Raw genomic sequence first — 20,440 nt, 5'->3', positions numbered from 1 at the left:
CCTGAAGCGGCGCGCTCCACCCGACACCGACCGCCGCCCCACCCGGAGCGGCGGGGATCAGGCCGCGGCCACCGGCTCCTCGACGAGCGCGGGCCGACGCCGCAGCGTGAGCAGCCCGGCCGCCACGGCGAGCACGGCGCAGCCGGTGGTGATCACGCCCAGCGGGAGGATGCTCAGCGAGCCGGCGATGCCGACGAAGGGCGCCGAGATCGCGCCGAAGCCGAAGCGCGCGGTGCCCAGGATCGACCCGGCGGTGCCCGCCATCTGCGGGTACTCCCGCAGGGCGAGGGTGGTGCCGGCCGGAGACGCCAGCTGCGCGCCGCACGCGAGCAGGAACAGGGAGGCGACGACGACGGCGAGCGGCATCGGTGCGAGACCTGCGAGCAGCAGTCCCAGCGCGCCGAGCCCGGTGACGCCGATCCCCGCGAACAGCGCGCCGTGGACGTTCCAGCGCTCGGCGAGGCGTCCGCCCGTCCAGCCGCCGAGGACCGCGCCGGTGGAGTTCAGGGCGAAGGCGGCGGCGTATCCCTGCGGGGACAGGCCGTAGATCTCCTGGAGCACGAAGGTGGAGCCGGCGAGATAGGCGAAGATCGCGGCGTAGACGAAGCCCTGCGTGAGGACGGCGCCGACGAAGACGCGGTCGGCGATCAGGACCCGCAGGTCGGCGCCGGTGCGCCCGAGCCCGCCGCTGCTGCGCCGCTCGGGCGGCAGGGTCTCGGTGAACAGGGTCGCCGAGAGGATCAGCAGCACCACGCCGACGACGGCGAGGAAGCCGAACAGCCCGCGCCAGTCGAAGAAGACGTTCAGCAGCCCGCCGATCAGGGGACCGACGATCGCGGCGGTGGGGCCGGCGACGGCGAGTCGGCCGTAGAAGCGGATCAGCTCGCGGCCGTCGAAGAGGTCGCGGCCCGCGGCCTGGGCGATGACCACGCCGACCCCGCCGGCGAGGCCCTGCACGTAGCGGGCCGCGATCAGCAGCTCGATGCTCGGGCTCAGCGCGCAGAGGGTCGAGAAGACGACATAGGCGGCGACGCCGAGGAGCAGGATGCGGCGGCGTCCGTACTGGTCGGAAGCGGGTCCGGCGAGCAGCTGGCCGGAGGCGAGGCCGAGCAAGCAGGCGGTCACCGTCAACTGGGCGACGGACGTGACGGCGCCGAGCTCCGCGGTGAGGGCCGGGAGCGCGGGCAGGTAGAGGTCCATCGAGATGGGGCCGAAGACGGTCAGTAGCAGGAGGATCCAGGGCAGGACCTTCGGGATGACCGGGGTGGTGGGCGCGGGGAGCGTGGTGGTCACGGCGGGGCGGTTCTTCCTCGGGGGAACGCAGGGCGGGGCGGTGGGGAACGCAGGGCGGGGCGGTGGGGAACGCAGGGCGGGGCGGCGGGAGATGCAGAGCGGGGAGGCGGGAGATGCAGAGCGCGCGATGGCGGGAGGCGGGAGGTCCTCAGTCCACCATCGGCGGGTGGCACGAGCCAGTCCCTCCCAGGGCACCCCAGGGCCGGGCACCCCTCGGAGCGGCATCCCCGGACCGCGCACCGCGACGCCACCCCTGGGCTACGCTCGGTGCAATCGCTTTCCACCGACCGGATCCGGAGCTCCGCCCCGGTGTCGCGTCGCCGCCTCGAACGGAGGGATCCCCATGATCCGCGCCGGGCTCTGCTCCGTCACCTTCCGCCCGCTGTCGCCCGAGCAGATCGTCGACCTGACCGTCGGCGCGGGCCTGCCCCGCATCGAATGGGCGGGGGACGTGCACGTGCCGCCGGGCGACCCGGGGCGTGCCGAGGAGGTCCGCGCGCTCACCGAGAATGCCCTCCTCGACGTCGCCTCCTACGGCTCCTACCTGCGCTTCGAGGGCGAGGAGGAGCAGGTGCGGGCCGACGGGGAGGCGGTGCTCGCCTCGGCGGTCGCGCTCGGCGCCCCGCGGATCCGGGTCTGGGCGGGCAGCCAGGGATCGGCCGACATCGCACCCGAGGAGCGGGCCCGGATCGCCGCTCGCGTGCGCGCCTTCGCGGACCGGGCCGGGGAGGCCGGGGTGGAGGTCGGCCTCGAGTTCCATGGCCGCACCCTGACCGACGAGATCGGCTCGACCCTCGCCCTGCTCGACGAGGTGGGCCGGGAGAACGTGCTCTCGTACTGGCAGCCGCACCAGGACATGCCGGATGCGGACGCCCTCGCGACGCTCCGCGCGACACTCCCCCACGCCTCGACGATCCACGTCTTCTCCTGGTGGCCGGGCTCCGAGCGCCTCCCCCTCGCCGAGCGGGGCGAGCTGTGGGAGCAGGTCTTCGGAATCCTCGCCGCCGAAGGTTCGCCCCGCGACGCCCTGCTCGAGTTCGTGCCGGGGGACGACCCCGAGGTGCTCGCCCGCGAGGCGGAGACCCTGCGCGGCCTGATCGCCGCCGGGAAGCGCCGGGCGGCGTCGGAGCGGCCGGCAGACCCCGCCGCCCCGCCGGCCGCCACCCCCGAGGAGCCGGCCCGATGAGGGCGCTGCTCGCGATGCCCTCCGGGCTACAGCACCGCATGTTCTCGCCTGGTCAGCGCGAGGAGCTGGCCCGTCTGGCGGAGATCGACATCGAGCGCACCGCGCCGGACCTCACCGCCGTCCCCGATGCGGAGCTCGCGACCGTCGAGGTGCTGGTGACCGGATGGGGCTCCCCCGCCGTGGATGCCGCGGCTCTCACCCGCCTCCCCCGGCTGCGCGCGATCGTGCACACCGCCGGGACCGTCCGCTTCACCGTCCCCGACGCCGTGTGGGAGCGCGGCGGGATCACCGTCACCTCCGCGACCGAGGCGAACGCGGTGCCCGTCGCTGAGTACGCGCTCGCCCACATCCTGCTCGCCGGAAAACGGGCCCGCGCCCAGGAGGCGCGCTACCGGCGTCTGCGACGCCCCGAGCACGCCGCCGCCTCCGATCCCGGGATCGGGAACCACGGGGCGGTGGTCGGGCTCGTCGGCGCCTCCCGCATCGGGGTGCTGGTCGCCGAGCATCTGCGGCGCTTCGACGTGGAGGTGCTGATCACCGACCCGTACGTCGGCGCGGAGCGGATCGCGGAGCTCGGCGCGACGAAGGTCGAGCCCGAGGAGCTGTACGCCCGCAGCGACGTGGTGAGCCTGCACGCCCCGGACGTCCCTTCGACCCGCGGCATGGTCAGCCAGGAGCTGCTCGCGCTGATGCGGGACGGCACCACCTTCGTCAACACCGCCCGGCCCGCCCTCGTGGACCTCGACGCCCTGCGCGACGAGGTGGTCGCGGGACGGCTCGCCGCCGTGCTCGACGTGTACGACGACCTCGCCGCGGACGACCCGCTGTGGGACGCGCCGCTCGCGACGATCACCCCGCACATCGCCGGCTCCCTCGGCAACGAACTGCACCGTCTCGGCGGCGCCGCGCTCGAGGAGATCCGGCGGCTCGCCGCCGGAGAGCCGCCCCGCTGGCCGGTGGACGGGAATCGGAGGGATCTCACGGCCTGAGCGAGCCTCCCGGCCCGCTCCGGGAGCACCCGCCTCGTTAAGCTGACCGGGCGGGACAGCGTTTCCCACCCCACCCGCAGGACCTGCAGAAGGAGACCCGATGCCCGCCGTGCGCCTCAGCGACGTCGCCCAGGACGCCGGGGTCTCCCTGGCCACCGCCTCGCGGGTGCTCAACGGCTCCGCCCGCGTGCCCGGCAAGGCCGTCGCCGACAAGGTCCGCGCCTCCGCGGAGAAGCTCGGCTACGTCCCGAACGCCCAGGCGCAGGCCCTGGCCCGCTCCCGCTCGGGCCTCATCGGCCTCGTGGTCCACGACATCGCCGACCCGTACTTCGCGACCATCGCCCGCGAGGTGCAGCAGCAGGTCTTCGCCTCGCAGGCGCAGGTGCTGCTCACGCAGACCGACCGCGCGATCGACACCGAGATCCGCGCCCTGCGCGCCCTCATCGCCCAGCAGGTCGACGCGCTCGTGCTGGTCGGCTCGCACCGCTACGGCACCGAGGCCGACGCCGCGATCAGCACCCTCCTGCAGGGCTTCGAGCGCAACGGCGGGAAGGTCGTCGGGCTCGGGCAGTCCCTCGGCGTGGGCCGCACGATCGTCCCCGACAACGCCGCGGCCGCCCACGAGCTGGCGACCTCCCTGATCGTCGACGGCCACCAGCGCTTCGCCGTGGTCGAGGGCATCGCCGGGATCCCCTCGGCCGGCGACCGCACGGGCGGCTTCGTCGCCGCGCTCACCGAGGCCGGGATCGAGCCGGAGCTCAGCACGGCCGCGGAGCTGACCCGCGCCGGCGGACACCGGCTCGCCGCGCGGATCGAGGAGCACCTCGGGGGCGAGGGCGCGGCCGATCCGCGGCCGCTGTGCGTCTTCGCCCCGGCCGACGTCATGGCGCTCGGCGCGCTCGGCGAGCTGCGCCGCCGCGGGATCGACGTGCCCGAGAGGGTCGCGGTCGCCGGCTTCGGCGGCGTGCCCGGCGCGGCCGACGCGAACCCGACACTCACCACGATCGCGCTGCCGCTCGCCGAGATGGCGCGCCAGGCCGCGGAGTGGGTGCTCGAGTCCGTGCCTGGTCGGGGCGCCGGTGCGGCGGAGTCGGACGACGCGACGCGCGGGGCGGCGACGACCGCCGCGACGGCGGCGCCGCTCGACGACGACTCGGCACCCGGGACGAACGACGCGCGCGAGGTGCATGTGCGCGGCGACGTGGTGCTCGGCGAGTCCACGGCGCTGACCGGCGTCGCCTGAGCCGACCCACGCACCCACGCATGACAGAGGGGCCGCTCCCGCAGGAGCGGCCCCTCCGTCGTCGGCGTCAGAGCGCGTTGACGCGGTCCAGGAACTCCTGGATCTGCTCGCGGGAGAAGCCGCCGAAGCCGGTGAGCCGGCCCACGGGGATCTGCTCGAACATCTTGGCCATCTCCGGATCCTGGAAGAACGGGAGGTGACCGGCGAGGTCGTGCAGCGCCTCGGCGCCGCCGGGGATCGCGGCGAGCTCGAGCGGGGTGGTCGAGAAGGAGGCCTCGATCCGCGGCTCGGTGCCGGCGAGCTCCGCCTCGGCCTCCAGGCGCAGGTCACGGCTCGAGGCCCCGATCTCGACCCGGTACGTGCCGCCTTCGACGGCCCACTGACCGGCGCGGACGTCCCAGTACTGCAGCTCGGCCTCCGGCATCTCCACGGTCACGCGGGCGGACGCGCCGGGGGCGAGGGTGACGTCGGCGAAGCCCTTGAGCTCGCGCGGGGCGCGGGCGATCGAGCTGCCGGGGACGGAGACGTAGGCCTGGACCACCTCGCGGCCCTCGCGGGAGCCGGTGTTGGTGACGGTCAGCTCGGCGACGAGGCCGCCGTCGCGCGCGGAGACGGCGAGGTCGGCGTACTCGAAGGTGGTGTAGCTGAGGCCGTGGCCGAAGGGGAAGGCGACCTCGGTGCCGCGGGCGTCGAGACCGCGGTAGCCGACGAAGAGGCCCTCGCCGTAGGTGACGCGGCCGTGCTCGCCCGGGAAGTACGGCGTGGCGGGGACGTCCTCGAGGCGCAGCGGGATGGTCTCGGCGAGCTTGCCGGAGGGGGCGACGCGGCCGAAGAGGACGTCGGCCGTGGCCTCGCCGCCGGCCTGGCCGAGCAGCCATGCCTCGAGCACGGCGGGGGCGCTGCGCAGCGTCTCGGAGAGGCGGATCGCGGAGCCGTTGGAGAGGACCACGACGGTGCGCGGGTTCGCGGCGAGGACCTCCTCGAGCAGCCGCTCCTGGGCGGCGGGCAGATCCATGTCGGTGCGGTCGTAGCCCTCGGACTCGACGTCCTCGCCGAGGCCCAGGAAGAGCACGACGGTGCCCGCGCTGCGGGCGAGCTCGACGGCCTCGGCGCGCAGGACGTCGTCCTCCGTGGAGCTCGCGGCGCCGCCGGGGACGAAGCCGCGGGCGAAGGGGACATCGCCGGCGGACTCGCGGATCGCGTCGAGCGCGGTGGAGAGGCGGTGCGCGTTCACGTGCGAGGAGCCGGCGCCCTGGTAGCGCGGGGTCGCCGCGAAGTCGCCGATGACGGCGAGGGCGCCCTCAGCCGCGGTCTCGGGGTCGAGCGGCAGCAGCTGGTCCTCGTTGCGCAGCAGCACGATCGCGCGGCGGGCGGCCTCGAGGGCGACCTGGTGGTGGGCGTCGACGTCGTAGGTGGCGCCCTCGGACCGGACCGCGGCGGACCGGCGCAGCAGCTCGACCACCTTGGTCGCGGCGCGGTCCACGTGCGCGGGGTCGATCTCGCCGGCCTCGAGCGCGGCGGCGAGGGCCTGCTCGGCGCCGGGGTCGGCAGGCATCTGCAGGTCGAGGCCCGCGGCGACGGCGGCGGGGCGGTCCACGACGGCGCCCCAGTCGGAGACGACCAGGCCCTCGAAGCCCCACTGCTCGCGGAGCACCTCGGAGAGCAGGAAGGGGTTCTGGGAGACGAGGGTGCCGAGCACCGAGTTGTAGGAGCACATGATCGTCCACGGCTGGGCGCGGGTGACGACGGCGCGGAAGGCGCGCAGGTAGATCTCGTGCAGGGTGCGCTCGTCGACGGAGACGTCCACCCGTATGCGGTCGGTCTCCTGGTTGTTCAGCGCGAAGTGCTTCACGGAGGTGCCGACGCCGCGGTCCTGCATGCCGTTCACGTAGGCGACGGCCATCTCGCCCGCGAGGTGAGGGTCCTCGGAGAAGTACTCGAAGTTGCGGCCGCACAGGGGCGAGCGCTTGATGTTCATGCCGGGGCCGAGCACGACCGAGACGCCCTCGGCGATGGCCTCCTCGGCGATCGCGGCGGCGACCGCGGCGGCGGTCTCGCGGCTCCACGAGGCGGAAAGGCCCACGGCCGGCGGGAAGCAGGTGGCGGGGACGGAGTCGTGCAGGCCCAGGTGGTCGGCGTCGGCCTTCTGGGTGCGCAGGCCGTGCGGGCCGTCGCTGGTCATCACAGCCTCGAGGCCGAGGCTCGGCGCGCCGTGGGTGTACCAGAAGTCTCGGCCGCCGGTGAGCGCGATCTTCTCGGCAGCGGGCAGGGCGGCGACCTCGTCGCTGCCGCGCAGGAGCGGATGGGTGGGCGCGGTGGTGGCGTGATCCGGGGTGGTCATGGCGAGCTCCTCTGCGTGCGACGACGGGATGGGCGAAACTTACACGAGTAACCCCGAAGGGGCCAGGGCGTCCGGGAGGGGGCCGACGCACCTCGTGCGCCTGCGCGTCGACCTCGACGGGCTGCTCGCGCGCGACGACGTCTACCCCACCTCCTGGCTGCGGCTATGGTCCACCACGCCCTCGGGGCGCGGCCACCAGCGGGCCTACACCTCCCGGCGGGCCACGGTGCGGAAGCCGGCGTTGCCCATCGAGGAGTCGGGGGTGTTCTGCGAGCGCGCGGAGTTGCGGTACCGGTTGCAGTAGGAGAGGTGGCAGAGGTAGCTGCCGCCGCGGAGCACCCGCGCCTGCCCCTCCTCGGGACCCGTCGGGTCGGCGACGGTGGTGCGCCGCTCCGCGGTGGTGCCACGCCGGTAGGTGGCGGGGTGGAACCAGTCCTCGCACCACTCCCACACGTTGCCGACCATCTGCCACAGCCCGAAGCCGTTGGGCGCGAAGGAGCGGCCCGGGGCGGTGGTCAGATAGCCGTCCTCGAGGGTGTTCTGCCGCGGGAACTCGCCCTGGAAGATGTTGGCGCGCCAGCCGCCCTCGTCGACCTCGGTATCACCCCAGGGGTACTTCGCCCCCTCGATGCCGCCGCGCGCGGCGTACTCCCACTCGGCTTCGGTGGGCAGGCGGCGGCCCGCCCAGGCGCAGTAGGCCTGGGCGTCGTTCCAGCTCATGTGCACGACGGGATGGTCGCCGAGCCCGTCGAGGTCCGAGTTCCGGCCGCCGGGGTGGCGCCAGTCAGCGCCGCGGACCCCGGCCCACCAGGGCGTGCCCGACGCCGGGCCCATGAGGTCCTCGGGCGGGGCGGCGATCGCGAGGTGGAAGACGGCCGAGAACCCGAAGGACTCCGCCTCGGTGACGTACCCGGTGTCCTCGACGAAGCGGGCGAAGGCGTCGTTGGTGACGGTCGTGGCGTCCATCTCGAGGGCGCTGATCGCGACCTCGTGGCGGGGCGTCTCGCCGTCGGCCCGGTTCCGGTCCCCGGAGGAGTCGCCCATGGTGAAGGTGCCCGCGGGGATGCTGATCTGCTCGATCGGGTGGCGTCCGGTCGCGGACGCGCTCGGGGCCGAGGCGGGGCGAGGGGTGGGCATCCCCAGCAGCTGGTCCCGGCTCGGGGTGCCGCAGCCGCATCCGCATCCGCTGGTCATCGAGGGGTCTCCTGTCGCCGGTGAGTCTCGGCTCGGCCGGGCATCCCCGGGCCAAGGCCTCCATCCTCCTCCGTCCGGGGCCCGGTGCGGGCGCGCGGGTCACCCGTGGTGCCGGGCGGGCCGGCGTGCGGGGCGGGCTGGCAGGACGGCCGACGCAGCGCGCTGCCCCGCCTCACGCGTGCGGCAGCACGAGCTCTTCGAAGCGGCCCGCGATGATCCGCAGCGCCTCGTCGACGGGGGTCGCCCACACGTCCTCGTGGAAGATCTCCACCTCGATGTCGCCCGTGTACCCGGCGGCGGAGATCTTCGAGGTGATCGACGGGAAGTCGATGTAGCCGTCGCCCATGTAGCCGCGGGAGTTCAGCGGCTCGGCGGCCAGCGGCAGGTTCCAGTCGCACACCTGGTAGCTGAACAGGCGGCCCGCCGCGGCGGCGCGCTCGATCGCCCGCTCGAGGTACGGATCCCACCACACGTGATAGGTGTCCACGACGACCCCGGCGGCGGGGCTGCCGGAGGCCTCGGCCATGTCGAGCGCCTGGTCGATCGTGGAGAGCACGGCACGATCGGCGGCGAACATCGGGTGCAGCGGCTCGAGCGACAGCGTCACCCCGCGCTCCTCCGCGTACGGCGCGAGCTCGGCGATCGCCTCGGTCACGCGGGAGCGAGCGCCGACGATGTCCTTGTCGGCTCGGTCCACCCCGCCGACGACGAGCACCAGCGTGGGGGCCCCGAGGCCGGCGGCCTCGTCGATCGCCCGACGGTTGTCCTCGAGCGCCGCGGCGCGGTCCGCCTCCGAGGAGGCGGTGAGGAAGCCGCCGCGGCACAGGGTGCTGACGCGCAGGCCGGCGTCGTCGACTCGCCGACGCAGGGCGTCGAGCCCCACCTCGGCGACGTCCTGCCGCCACAGGCCCACGGCGTCGATCCCGTGGGAGGCGGTGGTCTCGAGGAACTCCTGCACCGGGGTGGTGCGGCAGGTCCAGCGGTTGATCGACAGGCGCGGGGTGCCGTGCCCGATCCGCTCGGAGGGCGGGACGTTCATCGGGTGCCTCCCGCGATCTCGTAGCCGTTCAGACGGAGCATCCCGTGCCAGCGCTCGGCAGCGAGCGCGGGATCCTCGAGGTTGCCGGTCGCGGCGGCGAGCTCGATGGTGCGGGAGAGATGCGGCAGGCTGCGCGCCGAGTGCATGCCGCCGATCATGGAGAACGCCCGCTGGTGGCCGTTGAGCCAGGCCATGAACGCGACCCCGGTCTTGTAGTGGTAGGTCGGGGCGGAGAAGACGTGGCGGGCCAGTTCCTCCGAGGCGTCGAGGATGCGGCGGGCCTCGTCGGCGTCGCCCGCGTCGAGCGCCTGCACCGCGGCCGACGCCGCCGGGGCGGTGACCGCGAAGGCACCGAGCAGCGCGTCGGAGTACGCGCCCTGCGCCTTGCCCCCGTCGGCCGGTGTGCCGGTGCCGTCGCCGACGATGAGGTGCGAGAAGTGGAAGTCGTCGCCGGTGAACATGGTGACGCCCTCGGGCAGCCGCTCGCGGACCGCGACCTCGGCGGCGTCGTCGAGCAGGCTCATCTTCACGCCGCGGATCCGCGAGGGATCCTCGCCGATGATGCGCAGCAGGGTCTCGGAGGCCTCGGCGGTGTCCCGCGAGCCGAAGTAGCCCTCGAGGTTCGGGTCGAAGGCGGTGCCGAGCCAGTGCAGGACCACGGGCTCGCTCGCGGTCTCGAGCACGCGGCGGTAGACGTCCTCGTAGTCGGCGGCGGAGCGGGCCGTGCGGGCGAGGTGGCGGGAGGCCATGAGCACCGCCCCGGCACCGGTCGCCTCGGTCGCGGCGAGCTGCTCGGTGTACGCCGCGACGATCTCGTCGAGGCCGAGCTCCGCCTCGGCCCGCTGATCCGTGGAGACCCCGGCGACGACCAGGTCGCGGACCTGCGCCCCCTCCGGGAAGACGGCCGCGATCTCCGGATCGGCGAGCGCGGCGCGGGCGGCGTCGGCGCTGCGGGCGATCAGCTCGCGAGTCGCGGCGGCGTCGAGGCCCATGTTGCGCTGGGCGGTGTCCATGGCGTCGGCGACACCGAGCCCGCGCCGCCACATGGTGCGACGGAAGGCGAGGGTCGCGTCCCAGTCGATGTCCGCCGGGGCGCCGGGGGTGTTGTCCCCGTGGACCTGCGGGGTCACGTGCACCGCGGCGAACACGGTGCGGGAGCGCAGCGGCGCCGACGGGGGCGGGAAGGCGGCGGCCTGGCCGAGGTCGACCTCGCGCAGGGAGCCGTCCTCGTCGAGGAGCGTGAGTCGGAGCTGATCCGGCATCGCGGTCATCGGGCTCACGCCTCGGTGAGCGGGTCGAGGGAGATGCGGCGGCCCTCGGCGGCGGAGCGCAGCCCCGTCTCGGCGAGCCGCACGCCGCGCGCACCGGCGAGCAGGTCGAAGGGGTAGGGGCGGCCCTCGACGTAGTGGCGCAGGAAGTCCTCCCACTGCACCTTGAAGCCGTTGTCGTAGCCGTCGGGGCCCTGGTTGTCGGGGACCTCGATCCAGTCGGCACGGTAGTCGTGGGGGTCGCGGACGTCCGGGTTCCAGACCGGCTTGGGCGTCGCCTCGCGCGGCTGGATGCGGGCGCCGTGCAGGCCGACGACGGCGGAGCCCTTCGTGCCGTCGACCTGGAACTCGACCAGCTCGTCGCGGTGCACGCGCACGTCCCAGCTGGAGTTCATCTGCACGACCGTGCCGCCCTCGAGGCGGAAGACGCCGTAGGCGGCGTCGTCGGCGGTGGCGGTGTAGGCCTCGCCCTTCTCGTCCCAGCGGGTGCCGATGTGGGTCGCGGTCTGGGCGTAGACGTCCTCGATGCGACCGAAGAGGTCCTCGATGACGTAGTTCCAGTGGGGGAACATGTCGGCGACGATGCCGCCGCCGTCCTCGCTGCGGTAGTTCCAGGAGGGGCGCTGGGCGGTCTGCCAGTCGCCCTCGTAGACCCAGTAGCCGAACTCGCCGCGCACGGAGAGGATCTCGCCGAAGAAGCCGGAGTCGATGAGGCGGCGCAGCTTGAGCAGCCCGGGGAGGTAGAGCTTGTCGTGGACGACGCCGGAGACGGTGCCCGCGGCCTTTGCGAGGCGGGCCAGCTCGAGGGCGTCCTCGAAGGTCTCGGCGGTGGGCTTCTCGGTGTAGATCGCCTTGCCGGCGGCGATCGCCTTCTTGAGGTTCTCCACGCGCAGGTTCGTGACCAGGGCGTCGAAGTAGACCTCGTAGTCCGCGTCGTCGAGCGCCGCGTCGACGTCGGTGGTCCAGTTGTCCAGGCCGTGCTTCTCCGCGACGTCGCGCAGCTTCTCCTCGTTGCGGCCGACGAGCAGCAGTTCGGGCAGGAGGCGGTCGCCGTCGGCGAGCAGGACCCCGCCCTGCTCGCGGATCGCGAGGAGCGAGCGGACGAGATGCTGGCGATAGCCCATCCGCCCGGTGGCGCCGTTGACGATGATGCCGATACTGCGAGTGGCCATGGAGAACTCCTGGGGGTCGGGGTCGTGCGGTCGTGGTCGTGATGCCGGGGCGGGCCCGGGCCGGGGGTCGAAGGGGATCGCGGAGAGGACGGTCCTCGGTGATCGTCCGTCACCACAAAGGGCAACCGCTTTCCTGGGTATCAGTCAATCACGTCCCGGCCGACGGGGCAAGCACTTTCCCTCGGTCGACCCCTCGACGCCGACGGGCCGCACACATAGGATGAATCTGGTGAGATCGGCGCGACCGCCACTCTCGTCGCACCGACTGCCGCGCCTCCCGGTCTGCCCGTCGGCGCCACAGCACTACCCCTCCTTTCCTCCACTCTCCTCGGGAGATACTCCATGGCATCTTGCACGGACATCCGTCGACCCCGTCCCGCCGATCGCTGGCTCGAGGCCCTCCCCCTCGGCAATGGTCGGATCGGTGCGATGGTCTGGGGTGATCCGACGGCGCCCCGCTTCAGCCTGAACGAGTCGACGCTGTGGTCGGGATCTCCCACCACCACCGAGCGCTGGCACACCGGCGCCGACGACGCGGAGGCCGCGCGCCGACGCGCCTGGGACCTGTTCCGCCGGGGCGAGGTGCGCGCGGCACAGGAAGCCCTCGAGGGGCTCGGGGCCGCCTGGTCGCAGGCGTACCAGCCCGTCGGCGAGCTCGTCGTGCGCCTCGACGGTCCCGAGGCTCCCGCGCCGGCCGACTACGAGCGCGTGCTCGACCTCTCGCGGGCCGAGCACGTCGTGCGCGCGAGCGGTGCGGAGCACCTCACCCTGGTGAGCCTCGCCGACGAGGTGCTGGTCCACGCGATGCCCTGCCCGGCGGGCGTCGCGGTGGCGCTCGAGCTCACCTCCCCGCTCGTCGAGGAGCGTCGGAGCACCGACGACGACGGGCTCACGGTGGTGCTGCGCGCCCCGTCGGACGGCGTCCCCACCCGCCACGCGGAGCTGGCGGAGCTCGCCTGGGACGAAGAGGGCGCGAGCCGCGCCGTCGTCGTCGTGCGCACCAGTCGCGAGTACGGACGCCTGCTGGTCACCTGCGCGATCGGGACCACCTGGCAGGGGCTCGGGCAGCAGCCCGACCGCGACCTCGAGGAGCTGCTCGCCGCGACGACCGCGCAGGCGGAGCAGGCCCTCGAGCGGGGCGAGGCCGAGCTGCGACGCCGCCACCGCGAGACCCCGCTGCCCGGGATCGACGAGGTCGCGCTCGAGCTCGCCGGCTCGGAGTCCGCGCAGCTGCTCGCCACCATGGTCGCCTACGGCCGGCACCTGCTCGCCTCGTCCTCGCGGGCCGGGCTGCCGCCCGCGAACCTGCAGGGCATCTGGAACGACCGGGTGCTCGCACCGTGGAACTCGAACTACACCGTGAACATCAACCTCGAGATGAACCACTGGGCGGCGGGCGTGGCCCACGTGCCCGCAGCAGCCGAGGCGCTCGAGGGCTACACGGCGATGCTGCGTCGCGCGGGCCGGGACACGGCGCGCCGGCTGTACGGGGCGCGCGGCTGGACCGTGCACCACAACTCCGATCCCTGGGGGTACACCGATCCGGTGTCCGGGGACCCGAAGTGGGCGACCTGGCCGATGGGCGGGCTGTGGCTCGAGCGCGAGCTGGACTCGATCGCCTCCTTCAGCGGCGAGGACACCGCGGCGATCGCCGTGCGCCGCTTCCCCGCCCTGCGGGAGGCAGCGGCGTTCGCGCTCGACCTGCTGCACGAGGCGGAGGACGGCACGCTGGTCACCTTCCCCTCCACCTCCCCCGAGAACGAGTGGCTCACCGAGGGCGGCGAGGCGGTCGCGCTCACCGCGGGCGGCGGGATGAACCGCTGGCTGCTGCACGACGTGCTCGGATCGTTGCTGGCCTCGGCGGAGCTGCTGGGCCGGAGCGAGGACGAGGTGGTGCGGGAGGCAGCCGCGGCGCTCCCGAGGATCCCCGGCCCCCGCATCGGCGCCGACGGCCGCGTCCTCGAATGGCACCTCGACGGGGTCGGCGAGGTGGAGCCGACCCACCGGCACGTCTCCCACCTGGGCTTCGAGTACCCCGGCGCGACCCCGCAGCCGCCGGAGGTGTCGGCCGCGGTGGTCGCCTCGATGGAGGCGCGCGGCGACGAGGCGACCGGTTGGTCGCTGGCCTGGAAGACGGCTCTGTGGGCTCGACTGCGCCGGGCGGACAAGGTCCAGGATCTGCTCGAGTTGTTCCTGCGCCCCGCCGAGCTGCCTGACGGCTCCGAGCGCAGCGGGCTGTACCCGAACCTGTTCTCCGCGCATCCGCCGTTCCAGATCGACGGCAACATCGGCATCGTCGCCGCGATCGCGGAGTGCCTCGTGCAGAGCCACCGCGGCGAGATCGAGCTGCTCCCCGCCGCGGCCCTGATCCTGGCCTCCGGATCCGTGCGCGGACTGCGCGCCCGCCCCGGCGTGGCCGTGGACATGAAATGGGAGGACGGCGCCGTCACCGCGCTCTCGTTGCGCGCCGTCGGCCCGGGGGCGCTGGGGCTCCACCGCGTGCGCCACGGGGAGCTGCGGGCCACCGTCGAGCTGCGGGACGAGGCGCCCGTGACGGTGACGCTGCAGCCGTCGGTCTGAGCCGGGCCGGCCGCCGCAGGTCAGCCGAGCAGCGCGAGCAGACGCTCCACGGACTCCTCCCCGCGGAAGGCGTGGCCGCCGGGGGTGACCACGAGCGTCGGGGGCTCGGCGCCCTGCGCACTCCAGGCGGGCGCGAGGCCGGCGTGGGCCGCGCGGGTTGCGGCGATCGGGAAGATCGGGTCCTCCTCCCCCGCCTCGAGGACCAGCGGTCGCGGCGCGATCAGCGCGGCGATGTCCGCCATCTCGAGGTCCGGGAGGAGCCCCGGGATGATGTTGCAGGGGCAGTGGCGGATCGCGGCGATGCTCGCGGCGAAGGACGAGAAGTAGTTCGCGACCAGGGCACCTGCTGTGCTGGGCTCCGCCGCGGCGAGCAGCAGCGCGACCGCTCCCCCGCCGGATCCGCCCGCGACGGCGACCCGCTCCGGATCCACGCCGGGCAGGGCGCGCAGCGCGTCGGCGGTGGCGGCGGCATCGGCGACACGCTGACCCATCACGGGCCGGCCGTGCAGGAGGAAGCGGGCCGCGTCGATACCGCACGAGCTGTCGCCCGGGCCAGCCGGCTCGAGGTCGGGGCGGGAGGACTCCGTGCGGCGCCGTCCGAAGGAGAGCATCTCGGGGGCGAGCACCGTCACGCCGCGGGCGACGAGCTTGTGCGCGAGCCGGTCGTGGTACTCGTCGGCCGGATCCTCCGCGACGAGCCCATCGATGCCCGGGCCGTGGCCCGCGACGAGCACCACCGCCGCGCCCGTCGCCCGCTCCGGGGCAGGGCGCAGCAGGAAGGCGGGGAGCTCGTCACCCGAGCCGGTGCGCACCGTGACCAACTGCGGACCGTCGTCCTCGCGCGCGGGCGGGTCGACGAGGCGGCCGGTGGTGGACGGGCCCGGCAGGCCGGAGGCGGCGGTGCCGGCATCGGGGTCGGCGACAGGGCCCGCGACCGTAGGGGCGGGGCCGTCGAGGCCGAGGAGGGTGCGGAGACGGGCGCGCCCCTCCTCGGTCCCGTCGCGCGTGCTGCGGGGTCGGGTGTGGGTCATGCGCGACAGTCTTGCCCGATCCGGCCCGGGGCGGCGCCGAATCTCGGCCCCGCCCATGCGCCGACTACCCCGTCGACGTGCTGGACCCTGTCCAGGCAGCGTCGGAGCATCGGCTCCCACGACGTGTCATCCGCGAGCTGCTCCGCCGCGGGGCGCCCCTCGTTGTAGGCCTCCCGCAGATCGACCCTGCGATGGTCGACGAGGTTGCCGCGGGTGGAGATCTCCGTGCCCTTCAGGACGGTGATCAGGTCACCCGCCTCGACGACGCCGCCGGGGGTGAAGGAGTTCGCCTCGAGCCGGACATGGGACTCGAAGCCCACGCCGATCGAGTAGCCGTACCCGACCGTCTGCTCCCGCTGGATCACGTAGCTGTTGTTGTAGATGTCGACCTCGCCGAACCGCACGCGCGGCGCGCGCTGCCCCACGCCCTCGTAGAGGTTGTGGTGGAAGGTGACCCGCAGGTGCCCCGGGTCGCCGCGGCCCGGGCTGTCGGTGGAGCCGACCAGGGTGAGCTTGTCGTGGTCCCGGAAGGTGTTCCAGCTGATGGTCACGAGGTCCGACCCGTTGGTGATGTCGAGCGCGCCGTCGTGCCGCTGATAGGTGCGACCGAAGTACTCGGGCAGCTGATCATCGGTCATGGGTTCGTCCGTGAAGGCGTTGTGGTCGATCCACACATGGGTGGATCCGTCGACGACACGGATGCTGTCGTACTCGCTGTTCCAGTTGCCCTCCGCCCCGTCGGTCGGGTCCCAGGCCGGGAAGCAGTCGTAGGTGTCGGCGAGGACGAGGTTGCGGATGATCACGTTGTCGACCCCGCGGATGGAGAGGGTCGCCCCGGTCAGGCCCGCGCCCTCGGAAGCGCCGATGATCGTGGTGTTCGAGGGGACGTCGATCTGGATGAGGGCGCGCTGCTTCAGCGCTGCGGCACGGCGGGCGTCCTCCTGCTCACCCTCGGGCTCGCGGTCGGTGCCCCAGGTCTTGGGGTCGTACGCCGCGAGATAGGCGTCGAGGTCGTACCCGGTTCCCTCGGCGATCTCCTCGCAGGTGATCTCGGCGCCGGAGGCGTCGGCGTTCACCGGGATCATCCCGTGCACGCGGATGATGGACGGGGCGTCCGCGGAGGTGGCGAGAGCCTCGATCAGCTCGGTGCGGGTCGAGACGTCATGGATGTGCTCCGGATCGGCGGCGGAACCGCCGGTGGTGCCGCCGTCGGCGCTGGCCCAGCCGTCCCCGTCCGGCAGGACCTGGGTGGCGGAGATCGCGGGAGAGCGCGGATGACCAGCGGGGTGGTCAGGGGCGGCGAACGCTGGGCCGGACACGGCGAGCAGGAGCGCCGTGGCGGCTGCCGCGGCGGTCCGTGCGCGGAGGCGAGGAGAAGGGGAGGTCGGGTGCGGGAGAGTCATCAATCGTCCTTGATCTGTGAGGGTGGGGCACCGTGCAGGGAGGGGCCTGAGACCGGCCGGCCCCGGGCCGGGACGGGGATCAGGTCCGGGGATCCGCGATCTCGTGACCACCGCCCTGAAACCGCACGTTCTCCAGGAGGGCGGTGTCGTCGGCGGTGCGCAGCGCATGAGCGGGGCGACCGGCGCCGTCGGCGTCCTCGTAGAGGTTCTCGAGGGTCAGGTCGGCGAGGGTGACGTCCGGTGCGAGGACCGTGAGCGTCGCCCAGTCGGAGGCGGGCTTGTCGTAGGTGATGACGACGTCGGCCGGGTCCCCCGTCGCCCCGCGGAGGATCAGGTCGCGGGCGCCGGGCCAGATGGTGACCGTCTCCCGATAGGTACCCGGGTGGACGATCACCTCGACGGGGTGCGGTGATCGCGTGGCGGCGCCTGCTGCCGCGTGCACGGAGAGCATGTCACCGCTCCCGTCCTGCGCGACGTGGAGTCGCCGGGGCGCCTTCTCGGCGTCACCGTGCGGGCCAGCATGACGGCGCAGCAGGTCGCGCACCTCGTCGACGGGGTCGAGCGCGTACTCGTAGTGGTCCGCGGGGTCGTCGTCGATGCCGGTGTCCTCCCACGAGCCCCAGGAGCCGTCCCGGAGATTCCCGTTCTGGGCGACGCGGGATCCCGGATCGCTCGCGCCGATCGGGTTGCGCACGGCGTCGAACACGCTGTGCTCGATGAGGAGCTGCGACGCGCCCCGGGACGCCATGCCGTAGGAGCTCGAGCCTCCGAGCCAGCAGTTGTACACGTGGCACAGCGCCACGTTGTCGATGCTGCCGTTGCGCTGATGGGTGTTGGAGAAGCGGACGTGGTGGATCGTCAGCGTGGTGAGCACGTTGTCCGTCCACCCGACGCCGAGGGTCTTGTTGTGGTCGCGGAGGTGGCACCAGGAGACCGTCACGTGCGTGGAGTCCTTGCGGATGTCGACCTGTCCATCGCCGAGTCGTGCGAACTCGCAGTGGTCGATCCAGACGTGGTCCGAGGTGTCCACCCGGATACCGTCGTTGTCGTTCTCCTCGCTCTTCCCGTCCCAGTCCCCGGCGATGAAGGAGTCACGGAAGGTGAGGTTCCGGATCACGACATCGGACACCTCGAGCAGGCGGAACCCGCCGCCGACGATCTCGGCCCCCGTCCCGACCCCGAGAACGCTGGTGCGGGAGGGGATATCGGTCATCGTCCCGAAGGGCAGGGTGAGCGTGCCCTCGACGAGGAGAATCCGCGGCGCCTCGGCGGCGAGGGCCGCGGTGAGCTCGTCAGCCGTGCGGACGGTGTGGACCGTCCCGCCGAGCCCGCCGCGAGCGCCGTGCGGCCGCGAGGAGGTGGGAACCGCCGCGAACCCCGTCGGCCCCGCGGACCAGACCGCTCCGCCCGCGACCGACGGCCGGCGTGGCACGCGCATTCGGCGGAGGAGGTCGGCCGGGTCCCCGATCCGCTGCCCCGAGGAGCCGCCCGGGGCGGCGACGGCTGCCGGTGCGGCCGCGAGTACGGCTCCGGCCGCGGCCCCGATCGCGGCTCCGATCGCGGCTCCGACGGCCGGGAGACGCCGTCGGCTGATGGTGCTGCGTGTAGGAGCTCTGTGCTGTGCCATGTCGTCGCCTCTCATGCCCACGGGGTCCATTCGTCGGTGCCGCGCAGATACTCCTCGCGGGTGTGCAGAGCGGCCTCCTCGGCGGTCAGCTGCGGTCGCCCGGCGGGGTCGGCACCCGCCGGGAGCGCACCGGGCCCGGTGTTGCCGTGCTCGCGGAGGAAGTCCTCCTGCCACGGCCAGCCGCTCATGTCGGACCATGCGGGGGTGCGGATGTGCGCCCCGAGATGCGAGTCGCGGACGACGACCGAGGGTTCGACGTCGGGATCGCTGCTGGGATGCCAGGGGCGTCCGAGGTGGACCGACGACTCGGCCGCGCTCGAGGTGAAGGTGCATCCGGTGAACAGGAAGCCATACGTGCCGGCGGCAGTGGACGGGGCACAGACGTAGCCGTTGTTCCCGGGCTGCCCGCGGTCATACGAGCGGATCTCGCAGTCCTCGAGCACGGCGGTGGCGCGGCCGTAGAGGAAGTCCACGTCGCCCTCGACGAAGGAGTCGTGCACGTACACCCTGCTGATCCGACCCTTGGCGGGGGTCTCCGCGAGGAAGGTGTCCTGATTGCCGAGCAGCCGCACGCCGCCCAGCACGATCCTGTCCCCGGTGGTGCGCAGCGCCTGGGCCTGGCTCCCGCCGAGGGCCGCCTCGTCGTAGCCGTTCTCGACGGTCACGTCGCGGATCGTCACATCGTCCGCCAGGATCGCGAGGGTTGCGGCGCCGGTGCTGCCGAAGACCCCGCCGTAGAACTTCTCGGTGCCCGCGGCAAGGTCGTAGGTGAGCAGCACGTCCGTCGCGTCCCCCGATTCCCCGCGGATGACGAGACCGGCGGGCGTGCCGGGCCAGATCCGCACGATCTCCCGGTAGATACCCGGGGCGACGGTGATCTCCACCGGATGCGGGGCGCGCCATGCGGCGCCGACCGCGGCACCGATCGAGGCGAAGTCTCCGGACCCGTCGAGAGCGACCCGCACGCGGCGGCCTACGGATTCCTTCCGGGCGTGCGGGCCAGCGTGCTGGACGAGGACCTGCTCGAGATCGTCGAGCGGCTCGACGGCGTAGGCATAGTGCTCCGACGGCTCGAAGGTGGGGCCGGTGTGGTCCTTCCGCCCGCGGATGTCCGCGAAGCGGTTCCCGCGGGAGTCGACGCGGGACGCCTCGTCCTTGGCCACGACCGCGTCCTCGCCGTGCTCGTAGACGCACGACTCGATCACCAGCTGCGAGGCGCCGCGGGACATCGTGCCGTAGTGAGCCTGCCCCTGGAACAGACAGCTGTAGACGTGCCCGGCGGCCACGTTGTCGATGCTCGCGTTGCGCTGATAGGTGTTCGAGGACCAGTTGTGATGCAGGGTGATCGTGGTGACGACGTTGTCGGTCCAGCCCACGCCGACCGTCTTGTTGTGGTCGCGGAAGATGCACCAGGAGACAGTGACGGCGGTGGAGTCCTTTCTGACGTCGACCAGGCCGTCCCCGAGCCGGGCGAACTCGCAGTGGTCGATCCAGACGTGGTCCGAGGTGTCGATGCGGATGCCGTCGTTGTCGTTGTCGTCACTCTTGCCGTCCCAGTCCCCCGGGACGTACGAGTCGCGGAAGGTGAGGTTGCGGATCACGACGTCGGTAACCCGCTCGAGGTGGAGACCGCCGCCGATGATCTCCGCGCCGCGCCCCACCCCCAGGATGCTGGTGTGGGAGGACACCTTGAGGTTGGTCCCGAAGGGCTCCACGACGAGCGTCCCCTCGACGAGCACGGTCGTGGGGCCGTCGAGCTGGATCGCACGGGCGAAGTCCTCGGCGTCGCGCACCACGTGCACGGCGCCTCCGTGCCCACCGACGGTTCCGTGGGGCAGCTCGGGTGTGGGCGTCCCGGCGAAGCCGGTGGCGGTGGTCGACCAGACGGGTCCGTCAGCGGTGCGTGGACCACGGGGCACCCGCATGCTGCTCAGCGGATCGGCTCCACCCCCTCCGGGATCGGCGGCGGCGGGGAGCGTCGTGGCCGACGCCGCGAGAGCGACGACGGAGACTCCTCCGAGGGCGGCGGTGAACTGGCGGCGGGAGATGGTCGGCATGATCTTCCTCGATCTCT

The 20,440-nt window shown here is 73.3% G+C and carries 14 protein-coding genes; 4 read left to right on the top strand and 10 right to left on the bottom strand.

Annotated features, from left to right (window positions below; genetic code table 11):
- Window positions 1-57: 57 nt before the first annotated feature.
- Window positions 58-1,293: a multidrug effflux MFS transporter gene (locus V1258_RS04925; protein WP_329748616.1), complete on the bottom strand. Its 1,236-nt coding sequence runs from the start codon at window positions 1,291-1,293 to the stop codon at window positions 58-60.
- A gap of 343 nt (window positions 1,294-1,636) precedes the next feature.
- On the opposite strand from V1258_RS04925, the gene V1258_RS04920 reads away from it, so the two are divergent.
- From V1258_RS04920 to V1258_RS04910, 3 genes are all read left to right on the top strand, one after another.
- On the top strand, window positions 1,637-2,479 hold the full coding sequence (locus V1258_RS04920; protein ID WP_329748615.1) for a sugar phosphate isomerase/epimerase family protein: 843 nt from the start codon (window positions 1,637-1,639) through the stop codon (window positions 2,477-2,479).
- Complete coding sequence (locus V1258_RS04915; RefSeq protein ID WP_329748614.1) at window positions 2,476-3,468, top strand: hydroxyacid dehydrogenase; 993 nt, start codon at window positions 2,476-2,478, stop codon at window positions 3,466-3,468. Before V1258_RS04920 ends, V1258_RS04915 begins: the two co-directional genes overlap by 4 nt.
- Window positions 3,469-3,568: 100 nt before the next feature.
- Entirely contained in the window at window positions 3,569-4,711 is a 1,143-nt protein-coding gene (locus tag V1258_RS04910) for a LacI family DNA-binding transcriptional regulator (protein ID WP_329748613.1), read from the top strand.
- Window positions 4,712-4,778: 67 nt separating this feature from the next.
- Here the strand turns inward: V1258_RS04910 and V1258_RS04905 are convergent, their stop codons facing one another.
- From V1258_RS04905 to V1258_RS04885, 5 genes are all read right to left on the bottom strand, one after another.
- The gene (locus V1258_RS04905) at window positions 4,779-7,052 is read right to left on the bottom strand and encodes a glycoside hydrolase family 3 C-terminal domain-containing protein (RefSeq protein ID WP_329748612.1); all 2,274 of its coding nucleotides are present in this window, start codon (window positions 7,050-7,052) and stop codon (window positions 4,779-4,781) included.
- 204 nt (window positions 7,053-7,256) lie between these two features.
- A complete protein-coding gene (locus V1258_RS04900; protein ID WP_329748611.1) occupies window positions 7,257-8,246 on the bottom strand; it encodes a formylglycine-generating enzyme family protein in 990 nt (329 codons plus the stop codon).
- A gap of 172 nt (window positions 8,247-8,418) precedes the next feature.
- Window positions 8,419-9,285, bottom strand: coding sequence for a sugar phosphate isomerase/epimerase family protein (locus tag V1258_RS04895; RefSeq protein ID WP_329748610.1), 867 nt, complete (start codon window positions 9,283-9,285; stop codon window positions 8,419-8,421).
- A complete protein-coding gene (locus V1258_RS04890; protein WP_442878577.1) occupies window positions 9,282-10,556 on the bottom strand; it encodes a DUF993 family protein in 1,275 nt (424 codons plus the stop codon). The genes V1258_RS04895 and V1258_RS04890 overlap by 4 nt, the downstream gene beginning before the upstream one ends.
- Window positions 10,557-10,561: 5 nt before the next feature.
- Complete coding sequence (locus V1258_RS04885) at window positions 10,562-11,725, bottom strand: Gfo/Idh/MocA family protein (protein WP_329748609.1); 1,164 nt, start codon at window positions 11,723-11,725, stop codon at window positions 10,562-10,564.
- A gap of 342 nt (window positions 11,726-12,067) precedes the next feature.
- Here V1258_RS04885 and V1258_RS04880 point away from each other — a divergent pair, with 342 nt between their 5' ends.
- Window positions 12,068-14,305 (top strand): glycosyl hydrolase family 95 catalytic domain-containing protein, encoded by a 2,238-nt coding sequence (locus V1258_RS04880; protein WP_329748608.1) that lies wholly within the window; start codon window positions 12,068-12,070, stop codon window positions 14,303-14,305.
- A 20-nt stretch (window positions 14,306-14,325) separates the two neighbouring features.
- Here V1258_RS04880 and V1258_RS04875 read toward each other — a convergent pair whose 3' ends face one another.
- The 4 genes from V1258_RS04875 to V1258_RS04860 form a co-directional block, all read right to left on the bottom strand.
- On the bottom strand, window positions 14,326-15,336 hold the full coding sequence (locus V1258_RS04875) for a dienelactone hydrolase family protein (RefSeq protein WP_329748607.1): 1,011 nt from the start codon (window positions 15,334-15,336) through the stop codon (window positions 14,326-14,328).
- Window positions 15,333-16,739: a pectate lyase family protein gene (locus V1258_RS04870; RefSeq protein WP_329748606.1), complete on the bottom strand. Its 1,407-nt coding sequence runs from the start codon at window positions 16,737-16,739 to the stop codon at window positions 15,333-15,335. Before V1258_RS04870 ends, V1258_RS04875 begins: the two co-directional genes overlap by 4 nt.
- 79 nt (window positions 16,740-16,818) lie before the next feature.
- Complete coding sequence (locus tag V1258_RS04865; RefSeq protein WP_329748605.1) at window positions 16,819-18,366, bottom strand: pectate lyase family protein; 1,548 nt, start codon at window positions 18,364-18,366, stop codon at window positions 16,819-16,821.
- A gap of 11 nt (window positions 18,367-18,377) precedes the next feature.
- Window positions 18,378-20,423 carry a pectinesterase family protein gene (locus V1258_RS04860; RefSeq protein WP_329748604.1) on the bottom strand — a complete coding sequence of 682 codons (2,046 nt, stop codon included), beginning with the start codon at window positions 20,421-20,423 and terminating at the stop codon, window positions 18,378-18,380.
- Window positions 20,424-20,440: the final 17 nt, after the last annotated feature.

The organism is Brachybacterium sp. J153 (assembly GCF_036311905.1).
In the GTDB taxonomy this organism is placed as follows: Bacteria; Actinomycetota; Actinomycetes; order Actinomycetales; family Dermabacteraceae; genus Brachybacterium.
Note: the sequence above shows the minus strand (reverse complement) of the source record. Positions and strands in the feature narration are given on the sequence as shown.